This window comes from Sulfurimonas sp. (assembly GCF_041563035.1).
In the GTDB taxonomy this organism is placed as follows: domain Bacteria; phylum Campylobacterota; class Campylobacteria; order Campylobacterales; family Sulfurimonadaceae; genus Sulfurimonas.
Genome location: NZ_JBFFNS010000002.1, coordinates 143705 through 155068, shown reverse-complemented (window position 1 = coordinate 155068; position 11364 = coordinate 143705). Strand labels below are relative to the sequence as shown.

The following is an 11364-nucleotide window of genomic DNA, read 5'->3' as shown; positions in this document are numbered from 1 at the left end:
TAAAAATTAAAAAGGGTAGTGATGGAAGAAAAAGCTGTTATATTAATTGTAGATGATGTAGCTTCAAATGTACAAGCACTTGCAGGAGTATTAAAAGATGACTACAATATAAAAGTAGCAGTAAACGGTACTCGCGCGCTTGAACTCATAAAACAAAAGCCTCATCCTGATTTGATTTTGCTTGATGTTAATATGCCTGAAATGGATGGTTATGAAGTTTTAAGAGAGATTAAGAGATGTGTTGGTTGTGAAAGTCTTCCTGTTATGTTTGTAACCGGTAAAGATACAGAAGAAGATGAAGAAAAAGGTCTTTTATTAGGGGCTGTAGATTATATTAAAAAACCAATACACCCAGCCATAGTAAAAGCAAGGGTTAATACACAGATAACACTAAAAAGACAAAGAGATGAATTAGTCTATAACGCTTTACATGATCAACTGACAGGTCTTTACAATCGTAATCATTTGGTGGCTGAGGGAAATAGAAAATTCTCAAGAGCTCTTAGACAAAACGATAAACTTAGTATTATGATGATAGATATAGATCATTTTAAAGCTGTAAATGATACACATGGACATTTAACAGGAGACTTAGTTTTAAAAGAAGTAGCATCTGTTCTTGTTCAAGATAAAAGAACAGAAGATTTTAGTGCAAGATTTGGTGGTGAAGAGTTTATAATAGTACTCGAAGGGTGTTCCAAAGAAGATGCACAAGAAAAAGCAGAAGCTTTAAGAAAAAAGATAGAAAATTTAAATCCTGCAGATATCGAAGTGACTGCGAGTTTTGGAGTAAGTGAATTAAGTAAAGAGCACAGTAGTTTTGAGTCTCTACTCAGAGCTGCAGATTCTGCACTTTATGCTGCAAAAAATAGTGGACGCAACTGCGTGGTAGTTGCGTAAATAACTGCTATGGATGTCGAACTTTTATTGTAGAGTTTAGACTCCACCCAATAATAGTCATAAGGGCTATAACGGCTATTGCCGGTAAGATTTCATAGGCATGAGTAAGATAGACTAACCATAGTAAAATAGCTCCCAGTGGAGTCGGTACACCGGTAAAGTACTTATCAACTTCTCCTGCATCTGTATTAATATTAAAATGAATAAGCCTTCTTAGCCCTGAAATAACGTAGTAGATGCTTACAACTGCCGCAACTAGCATTAAGATGCCAGATAGTGATGTAGAGTAAACGGCTTGAAAGATTAAAAATACCGGTACAAGTACAAAACTTAAAAAGTCTGCAAAACTGTCAAGCTGAACACCAAACTCATTTGATAAATTATATTTTCTAGCAATCTTACCGTCAAATATATCAAAAGCACCACCTATCCATGCAAGAATAATCGCTAAAACAAAGTTGTTTTGAGTGATGAAATAAGTAGCAAGAAGACCGGCTGTAATATTTACAAAAGTAAAAAGGTTTGCCAGATTAAAGTGAGAAGTGGCTTGGTATAAAAATTTCATAAATTACCTTAATTGAAGTTTTGGCGTAATTATATCTCTTATCATGCTATTAATCAATTTTTTATATCTTTATTTGTAGTAGAATATTAGATATATGTTAATTATTAATAATGATAACTTTTATCATTATTAAGATGCTTCTAAGTTGATATCTATTATCATTTGAATAAGACAATATAAAGACGGACTGAAAATGATAGATATGATTTATTTGCCACATGCTGATGAAACTGCTGCTAAAGCAAAAACTCCTGTAGTTACAGAGAAAATGACTACGGCTATAGAGCAAAGCGGTATGATTCACTCTAAAGTAGCTGGAAGATATGATGTTGTAAAAATACTTCCAAAAGAAGCAGATAGTTTTGACACTATGTTTGACTATGCTGATGCTTTTGGTAAGTTTAGACTCTCTTATATAGATAGTGCGCACAAAATCAGTGCTTTACCTAATAAAACAGAAAAACATGCTACTGCTATTGGTGGTGAGTTTGGATTTAACACCGCAGAACTTAATGGATTTCAAGCTCATATTGCGGCTTATGTATCTCAAAGTGTAGACTTTATTAATCCAGAGAAAAAAAATCTAAATGAAGACTTCTTCGCTAAAGATTTAAACTCTTTCGCATATATTGCAGAAGCTAGCATCAACTACTTCAATGATTTTTTTCAAACAAAAATCGGACGTGTAAGAGTTGAGACACCTTTTGCAAACAGCGATGACATTAGAATGGCTCCAAATACCTTTGAAGGGGCATGGGCAAATATTGATTACAGTGACAAGCTAAAGACTCAACTACTATACTTTAATAGATGGGCCGGTTATGATTCTCAAGATGAGTCAGCAGAAGCGTTTCAAAATGAGTTTAAAGATTTAGTATCTTCAGAGAGTTTTGGTATGGTTGGAGCTTCTATAACATATGAGTATGCTAAAAACAGTGAAGCCTCTTTTTGGTATAACTATATAGACAAGCAGAGTGCAATTGCTTATGCTGAGGTTATAGGTATATACTTTATTGATGGGGAAGATGTTCACTTAGATTATGGTCTTCAAGCTACCAATATACAAGAGTTAGAAAACTCGAATGTAGATGGGAATGTTTTTGGTGCTATGTCTATCCTTCACTATAATGGTGCATTTATCGGAGGTGCATACAATATTGCTTTCTCAGACAACGGAAACTATGTGACAAATGGTTTTGGTGGTGGACCTTACTATACTTCACTTGATGAAGCTTCAATCTCATCAATATCAGAAGCAGGTTCTGCATATACTGGTGGTTCAAATAACAATGCAGAATCATTTAGAATCGGGGCAGGGTATGAATTTGATGGAATCTCTATAGATGGCTTGGTCCTAGAGCTTGTTTATGGTGAGCTTTACAGTGATAATGGTAGAATCACAGAAAAAGATGCAATACTTACTTATGACATAACAGATCGATGGTATTTAGAAGGAATATTTACAAACTATAAATCAACAAGTAACAAAAATACTTTTGATAGAGCACTTATGAGACTTGAGTATAAGTTTTAATCAGTAATTAACATGATATTTATTATCATTATAAAAATCTAATAAGAATTAAAATATGAAAACATTAAAAGACTGCAACAAAGCTTGCAAAGTAAAAGTTATAAAGTTACATGCACCAACTGATTTAAAACAGAGATTGATCTCTTTTGGAATTATGAAAGAAGCACTTATAGAAGTACTTGAACATTCTCCAGCAAAGAGTACTGTAGAAGTAAAAGTTGGTAAAATGCGTATAGCACTTAGAGCACAAGAAGCAGAACTTATAGAGGTTGAAAAGATATGAAGCAGATGCAAGAAAAAGCTTGTCCAATAATAGCTAACCATATAAAAATAGCTCTTGTTGGACAACCGAATGTTGGTAAGAGTATGCTTATCAATTCTGTGTCAAACGCGCATCTGCATGTTGGAAACTTTTCAGGTGTGACAGTTGATAAAACAGAAGTACTTTTTGATTATAAAGATTACCATTTTACAGTTGTAGATCTTCCTGGAACTTACGCTTTTACAGATTATACTATTGAAGAGAGAGTTACACATGATTACTTGTGTGCTGAGAGCTATGATATGATAATCAATGTAGTAGACTCTACAAATTTGGAAAAAAATCTCCAACTTACATCTGAACTTATGAGCATGAGTAAGAGTATAGTAATTGCCCTAAATATGAGTGATGAGGCTGATAAAGAGGGCATAGAGATTAATGCTTCTTATATGTCAGAACTTCTTGGAATCCCTTGTGTAAAAGTATCGGCAGTTACAAAAGTAGGAATAGAAGAACTTTTAGATGCAGTTATATCCGTAAGAGAAAAAGAGTCACAAGAATCAAAACTGATCTTTAGTGAACCGGTTGAAGAAGAGATAGCTCAAATAGTTTGGTATCTGGATAAACACAGATATGAAGCAGTAAATTCATATAGAAATATTGCGATTAATCTTCTAAAGAACAATAAAAAAACTTATGCAAAACTTCACGATGACCCTGTATGGACAGAACTTCAGCCAATTTTGATAGAGGCTGCAAAACACGTAGAACTGCATCATGACAGTGATGATATAAAAGAGTCATTTGCTGAGGAATATGCATCTTTTAACAGAGGTATAGTTGCTGAGGTTTTAAAACAAGAAACTGTTGACGAAGAAAAAACTCTAACTGAGAAAATAGATAATATTTTGATTCATCCATTTTTTGGTATTCCAATATTTTTATTTTTTATGTGGTCTTTGTTTCAACTGACTTTTGAAATCGGCTCAATTCCAATGGATTGGATAGATGCGTTCTTCGGCTGGTTTGGTGATACTATCGGAGCAACGATACCAAACGATGATGTCCGCTCACTTGTAGTAGACGGTATTATCGCCGGTGTTGGTGCAGTTATTCTTTTCGTTCCAAATATTATTATACTCTTTATAGGTATTGCACTTTTAGAGAGTACCGGATATATGTCTAGAGTTGCATTTTTACTTGATGGTTTTTTCCATAAGTTTGGAATGCACGGACAATCTTTTATTCCTCTAGTTACTGGTTTTGGGTGTTCTATTCCTGCTTATATGAGTGCTAGAATACTAAAAAATGATCGTGATAGATTACTGACTCTTTTTATCATAGGTTTTATGAGTTGTGGGGCTAGGCTTCCTGTTTATGTACTTTTTGCAGGTGCTTTTTTCTCTCCTGAGATGGCCGGAAATATCCTTTTTATTATCTATATAAGTGGGGCAATGATCGGTCTTATTGCTGCAAAGATTTTAAAACTTACAGCATTTAAAGGCGCTGATGAGCCATTCGTTATGGAGATGCCAAAGTACAGATTGCCATCTGCTAAACTTATCTGGCATACAGTTTTAACTAAGACAATGATGTACTTGAAAAAAGCAGGTACTTTTATCGCAGCTGCGTCTATGCTGATCTGGTTTTTAAGTAACTATCCGCATAATTTACTGATAGAAGAAGAATATGCAGCTAAGATTGAAATGGCTATAAGCCAAGAAGCAAAAACTACTTTAGCAAATGAGCAGGCTGTTGCTCATTTGGAACAGAGTTATTTGGGAAAAATCGGAAAATTTTCTGAGCCTATTTTTGAGCCATTAGGCTTTGACTGGAAGATGAGTGTTGCTCTTCAAACAGGTCTTGCTGCAAAAGAGGTTGTTGTATCAACTCTTGGTGTTCTTTACGCTTTGGGTGATGATGTAGATGAAGAAAATAGTTCTCTAGTAAATGCTATAAGTAAGAACATTCCTTTTGCATCTGCAATAGCATTTATAGTGGTTATCATGATTTATCTTCCTTGTTTAGCAGCATCTATAGTTTTTACTCGTGAAGCGGGCGGAATAAAATATTTCTTTTACCTATTCGCCTTTACATCAATTGTCGCATATTCTCTTGCTTTTATTGCATATAATATTGCTTTGGTTCTAACTTAACCGACTATTAGTTTATCTCTGTTAAAATTCGACTATGAAAAAAATATTAATGATTGAAGATGACTTAGAATTAGCCGAGATATTAACAGAGTATCTTGAGCAGTTTGAGTTTGAGGTTATTACAGAAGATGACCCTTTTAAAGCAGTAAGTATATTAAAATTGGAACCGTTTGATTTAGTAATATTGGATTTGACTCTTCCAGGAATGGATGGATTAGAAGTATGTGAAGCCATACGTGAACGCCAAGATATCCCTATTATAATCTCTTCAGCAAGAAGTGATGTTACTGACAAAGTAAGAGCGCTTGAACTTGGTGCTGATGACTACTTGCCAAAGCCATACGATCCAAGAGAACTAGAAGCTAGAATTCACTCAGTTCTAAGACGATATGCTGCAAAATCAGAAGCAAAAGAAGAGTCTAAAAGTGATTTTAAATGCGATACTTCATCTATGATTATTACATATAAAAGTAGAAATATCGACTTGACAAATGCAGAATTTGGCATACTTGCTTACATGATTGCAAAACAGGGACTTGTTGTATCAAGAGAAGACCTGATTCATAATGTAAATGCTATAAATGAAGACTCATCCAACAAAAGTATCGATGTTATGGTTGGAAGAATTAGAAATAAACTAGGTGATAAAACTCTCATAGAGTCAGTTCGCGGTGTTGGCTATAAGTTACTTAAGTAATAATGAAAAAACACGCTGTTTTAATAACTGTACTATTTGCACTAGCTGTTACTTTAGTTAGTGTTAGTGCAGTTTTCTGGGAGTTTTATAAATTAAATAAACATCAATATATAGACCATATCTTCTCAAAACACGAGACTATTACTCAAATATACCGCGAACACCTTCAGAAAAAAACTTCACAAATCATGCTTGAAGCAAACTTGGCTGTATATAAGTTTGTCATAGAAAAAGATGAACATGAAAAAAAAATAATTTTGGAAAAATCAAAACTCTTAAAACAAAAGAATTTTAAAAGAGTCGATGAATCTATTATGTTAAATAATCAGGGTCTTTATACTCAAAAAGTTGTCCGTGATCTTAGAATATCAATGGTGGAATTAAGAAAAGTTATATATTTTTATATTGAATCACCAATTGGCTCAGTTTTAATTCAAGATGAAGAGTTGAAACCATACACATATTATTCTATCGCATACTCTTATTTAACAATTATACTTATTATATCTATATCATTTGTACTTATTTTACAGAGACTTAGACCTCTTATTCGTTTAAGAAGGAAGATCGCTCTTTTTGGAAATGGAGATATGGGCATATCATTTAAAACTTCAGGTAGTGATGAAATAGCGCTTGTGTCAAATGAGCTTGAATCTACAAGAGAGAAGATTAACTCACTGCTGGATTCAAGAACACTGTTTTTAAGAAATATAATGCATGAGCTAAAGACACCTATTGCAAAAGGGACTATAGCTACTCAGATGCTTCCTACTGCTAAGCAAAGAGATAGATTTAGTTCTATATTCGGCCGCTTGGAATCACTTATAGAAGAGTTCGCTCTTATTGAAGAAGTTACAAGCATAAACGATAAAAGTGATTTTAAAGAGTATAGACTCATTGACATAATTGATGGAGCTATTGATATGGCCATGGTTGAGCGCAATAGTGTGACTATAGATGTGGATGCGGCAGTAAAATTAATGGCTAACTATAGACTCTATACTACTGCTATTAAAAATATGATTGATAATGGGATTAAATATTCTCCAGATTCTCATGTGAAAATTTTGATTATGAATGATGAATTGTGTTTTGAGAGTAAGGGTGAATGTATAGCACATCCCCTGCAATACTATATAGAGCCATTTACAAAAGAGAATCCTTCAAAAAACAGTTTTGGTTTAGGTCTCTATCTTGTTGATTCTATCCTTAAGGTGCATGAGCAAGTTTTAGCACATGAGTATGATAATGGTGTAAATCGTTTTATTTTTGCATAAGTTTTTGTCAGTAAACTAGTGTAATGAATACGATAGATAAAAATATTAAAGTTTTACTTGTTGTTTTTTTTGCATTCTCATTTTTTGCTTTTGGCTGGCTGAGTCATTCTGCCTATAAGCCTGGAAAAAGAATAGAAAAGCCATCTGTTTTAGATGAGATTAAAAAGACAAAAATTCTTAATGTTGTTTTACTAAATGCACCTTCTACTTATTATATAGGTACAGACGGAGCTCAGGGCTTTGAGTATGATCTGCTTCATGCTTATGCCGAGCATCTTGGTGTTACTCTAAATATTACTACCGCAAACACAATCAAAGAAGCTATAAAGTTTTCAAAACTGCCACATATTCACATTACATCTGCATCTCTTGCTAAGACAAAAGCTCGAGAAGAAACCTTTAACTTTGGACCGTCATATTTTGAAGTTCAAGAGCAGGTTATCTGTTATCGCGGGATGCTTGGAAGCGGTAAGTTTCCACGAGATATAGAAAATCTTGCTGGACTTAGTATTACGGTAGGAGAGGGGACAAGCTACAGTGAGACAATCAAATCTCTTCAAGAAGATGGTTATGATATAAATGCAACGTTTGATTCAGAACTATCAACTGAAGAATTACTCGAACAGGTTGCATCTCACAAAATAGACTGTACCATTGCAGACTCAAATATATATGCACTTAATCAAAGATATTTCCCTAGTATAGCACTAGCTTTTGTTATAAGTGGGAGAGAACAGTTAGCCTGGGTTTTAGCCAAAGATTCAAAAAAATTAGAAGCTGATATGTACTCATGGTTTAACAGCTTTAACCAGAGCGGAAAACTGGCACAGCTAAAAGATCACTACTATAGTTATGTCCTCTTTTTTGATTATTACAATAACAAGATGTTTTATAAACGTGTAAAATCAAGACTTCCAAAATACAAAGAATATTTTGAAAAGTACGGTACGCAGTATGGTATTCCTTGGACTCTTTTAGCCGCTCAGTCATATCAGGAGTCACACTGGAATCCAAAAGCAAAAAGTTTTACAGGAGTTAGAGGTCTTATGATGTTAACTCGCAGAACAGCAAAACTTCTGGGTGTTAAAAACCGTCTAAATCCAGACCAGAGTATAAAAGGTGGAACAAGGCATCTAAATCAGATGCTAAAAAATGTACCCCAAGGTGTAGAAGGTGAAAACCGTCTTAAATTTGCACTGGCAGCTTATAATATTGGAATGGGGCATATTCAAGATGCACAAACTCTCGCGGATAAAATGGGGCTTGATCAAAACATATGGAGTGATTTGAAAAAAGCTCTTCCTCTACTTTCTCAAAAAAGATATTACCAATCACTTAAACATGGTTATGCTAGAGGAAGCGAGCCGGTTAGGTATGTTGACTCCATATATGACTATAGAGATATCTTACAAAATATAAATGAAGTAGATAAAGAAGAAAAAGGTAAACAAAAGGAAGAAAAGCAAAAGAAAAAATAGTTTTTTCACTGACCATTAAGAGACATAAGGATAACATATACAAACTATAATTTATTCAAAGGTTTAGTATGAAAAAAGCTATATCAAGTTTAGCAGCTATCAGTACTTTGTTACTCTCTACATCAGCATATGCTACATTAAAAACAGACAAAGTAACTTTAAAACCAAATATGGTTCTACAATATAACAAACTTCCATCTTCAGCAGAGAATATTTCGGAAGCTTTCTCAGAAGGAGTATTTTACGGTCGTCTTAGGTTAAACACATTTTACTTGGACTGGCAAAATGAAGATAAAGCAGGTGCTGTAAAAGACAATAGAGCTATGGGGCTTGGTGGTAGTATTATATATAAATCTGCACCACTTAAAGGTATAAGCGGTACAGTCGGATTGTATACATCACAAAACCCTTCTTTTTATCGGATGCAAGCGAGTGATATAAGTTATTTAAAAGCCGGTAAAGATACTTTTAGTCGTTATGATACAGATAAAACTGGCAACTTTGGAATGACAGTTCTGGCACAGGCCTATCTTCAATATGATATAGCTAATACATCACTATATGCTGGTCGCCAAATGTTTGAGTCTGTCTTTACAAAGTCAAATGATACAAAAATGATTCCAAATACATTTGATGGTATAACTGCGACTATTAATGATGTTCCAAAAACAAAGATTAAGCTGGCATATTTGGCTTCGCAGAAGCTTCGCGATCATACTGTTTCTCACGATGTTATCGCATATAATGGCTGGGAAGAGAATGATGACTCTGGTGTAAATAAAAATTTAACTGTAGCTAGAATCGGAAATGATAACTCTTTATCAATAGTTTCTGTTACTAATAAATCTATCAAAAATTTAAAAGTTGATGTAAGTTATGCAATTGTTCCTGATGTAGTTAGTAATCTAGCTTTTGAAGCTCACTATACTATCCCTGTTGGCGCTGATTGGAAGGTTTTACCGGGAGTTAGATATATGCAACAGTTTGATAATCTTGGAGCTTCTTATGATGTTGCCAACTTATCAGGTAATCATATTGGTTATGATAATGCAAAGAGTCTTGACTCAAATCTTTTAGCTCTAAGATTAGATATTAAAAACCAAGCATTTTTAGCTCGTATTGGTTATTCTCAGATTGCTGATGAAGCAGATATCATAGCTCCATGGAGAGGATTTCCTACTGGTGGATTCACTCGTGCGATGGCTCAGTTAAACTGGTGTGCAAACACGAAAACGTATATGATAAGAGCAGGATATGATTTTTCAAAAGCTAAGTTGATTCCTGGTTTTAGTATTATGGCTCGTTATGCTATACAAGATTTTGATGATAAAAAAGATGGAGTGCAGGCTGATAGCAATATTATTCATATAGATGCTCGTCAAAACATCGGTAAAAATTTAGAAGCTAAATTAAGACTTGGTTTTGTAAATGTGGAGGGTGATATTTTAAAATCAAATGGAATAAATTATAAAAGTGACAGTTCGTATAATGAGTATCGTTTTGAGTTAAACTACTTCTTTTAAAAGAAATAGTTTAGAATAGTCTGAGCTTTTAAGGCTCAGCAAATTATAGTGCCTCACCCTCTTTACCGCTAGCAAGACCAGCTAAAAAAGTTTCCATGTCATATTTTACTCTATATTCAGGTGTCATAATATGTATAAGGATATCACCTAAATCAACTACGATCCAATCTCCACTCTCATCAATATTGTTAAATGTCTCACCTGGTTTTAGGTCATCTTTAAGATGGTTAAGCAAAGCACCTGTATGTTTAATACCCAGTGATGAAGCTATTATCGCGTACTCTACGAAGTAGTTTTTATTTCTTAAGTCAAAAACCTCGATACCTTCAGCTTTGTTTTTGTCTAAAGAATTCGTGATATTATCTATTCTGTTTTGCATTTTGTTCCTTGTAATATTTTTCTATTTCAACTGCACACTTTTGCGGCAGTTTAGTTTTATCTATAGTATGTCTCAAAGTAGTTGATGATATATCTACATCTATACTTAGTTTCACAAAGTTTTCTGGTATCTCTACTGACTCTCTAGTTGCAACTACAAAAGTTACTAATTCCTGCAGTTCTTGATAGTTCTTCCACTTATGAAGAGTCTCAAGATTGTCAGCCCCTATAGTTAGATATATCTTTTTATATTTTTTCAAAAGATACTTCACACTTTCTATTGTAGGTACTTTTTTAGCCTGTGATACTTCAAAGTCTGATATTTCAACATTTTTATAATCATAGAAAATCTCTTTTAACCACTTAAGTCTTAACTCAGAGGGGGCAAAAAATTGTGATTTAAAAGGATTTAAAAATGTTGGCATGACGATGACTTTGTCAATCTCTTCTATATTTAGTAAAGCCTTGACAATTGCCTCATGAGCGATGTGAGGTGGATCAAAAGATCCGCCAAATAGTGCAATAGTTTCCATAGGGTTCCCAAATTTAAAGCGAATTATAGCTAGTTTTAGATAAAATAATACAATTTTTTTA

Annotated in this window: 11 protein-coding genes; 8 read left to right on the top strand and 3 right to left on the bottom strand. The window is 33.8% G+C overall.

Translation table 11 applies throughout. The features are described from left to right. The first annotated feature begins 21 nt into the window (after positions 1–21). Positions 22–900, top strand: coding sequence for a diguanylate cyclase (locus tag ABZC13_RS03120; RefSeq protein WP_372999922.1), 879 nt, complete (start codon positions 22–24; stop codon positions 898–900). A 7-nt stretch (positions 901–907) separates the two neighbouring features. Here the strand turns inward: ABZC13_RS03120 and ABZC13_RS03115 are convergent, their stop codons facing one another. Then, complete coding sequence (locus ABZC13_RS03115; protein ID WP_372999919.1) at positions 908–1465, bottom strand: phosphatidylcholine/phosphatidylserine synthase; 558 nt, start codon at positions 1463–1465, stop codon at positions 908–910. A 193-nt stretch (positions 1466–1658) separates the two neighbouring features. On the opposite strand from ABZC13_RS03115, the gene ABZC13_RS03110 reads away from it, so the two are divergent. From ABZC13_RS03110 to ABZC13_RS03080, 7 genes are all read left to right on the top strand, one after another. Then, the gene (locus tag ABZC13_RS03110; protein WP_372999916.1) at positions 1659–2999 is read left to right on the top strand and encodes an OprD family outer membrane porin; all 1341 of its coding nucleotides are present in this window, start codon (positions 1659–1661) and stop codon (positions 2997–2999) included. A 55-nt stretch (positions 3000–3054) separates the two neighbouring features. Further along, complete coding sequence (locus tag ABZC13_RS03105) at positions 3055–3282, top strand: ferrous iron transport protein A (protein WP_372999913.1); 228 nt, start codon at positions 3055–3057, stop codon at positions 3280–3282. Continuing rightward, a complete protein-coding gene (gene feoB, locus ABZC13_RS03100; protein WP_372999910.1) occupies positions 3279–5417 on the top strand; it encodes a ferrous iron transport protein B in 2139 nt (712 codons plus the stop codon). The genes ABZC13_RS03105 and feoB overlap by 4 nt, the downstream gene beginning before the upstream one ends. Before the next feature lie 34 nt (positions 5418–5451). Continuing rightward, a complete protein-coding gene (locus ABZC13_RS03095) occupies positions 5452–6114 on the top strand; it encodes a response regulator transcription factor (protein WP_372999907.1) in 663 nt (220 codons plus the stop codon). Between the two features lie 2 nt (positions 6115–6116). Continuing rightward, complete coding sequence (locus ABZC13_RS03090; protein ID WP_372999904.1) at positions 6117–7391, top strand: ArsS family sensor histidine kinase; 1275 nt, start codon at positions 6117–6119, stop codon at positions 7389–7391. Positions 7392–7414: 23 nt separating this feature from the next. Further along, positions 7415–8869, top strand: a complete 1455-nt coding sequence (gene mltF, locus ABZC13_RS03085; RefSeq protein WP_372999901.1) for a membrane-bound lytic murein transglycosylase MltF — start codon at positions 7415–7417, stop codon at positions 8867–8869. A gap of 68 nt (positions 8870–8937) precedes the next feature. After that, the gene (locus ABZC13_RS03080; RefSeq protein WP_372999898.1) at positions 8938–10392 is read left to right on the top strand and encodes an OprD family outer membrane porin; all 1455 of its coding nucleotides are present in this window, start codon (positions 8938–8940) and stop codon (positions 10390–10392) included. 43 nt (positions 10393–10435) lie between these two features. On the opposite strand, the gene rsfS is transcribed toward ABZC13_RS03080, so the two are convergent. Then, positions 10436–10771 carry a ribosome silencing factor gene (gene rsfS / locus ABZC13_RS03075; RefSeq protein WP_372999895.1) on the bottom strand — a complete coding sequence of 112 codons (336 nt, stop codon included), beginning with the start codon at positions 10769–10771 and terminating at the stop codon, positions 10436–10438. Beyond that, complete coding sequence (gene nadD, locus ABZC13_RS03070; RefSeq protein WP_372999892.1) at positions 10752–11303, bottom strand: nicotinate (nicotinamide) nucleotide adenylyltransferase; 552 nt, start codon at positions 11301–11303, stop codon at positions 10752–10754. Before nadD ends, rsfS begins: the two co-directional genes overlap by 20 nt. Between the last annotated feature and the right edge of the window lie 61 nt (positions 11304–11364).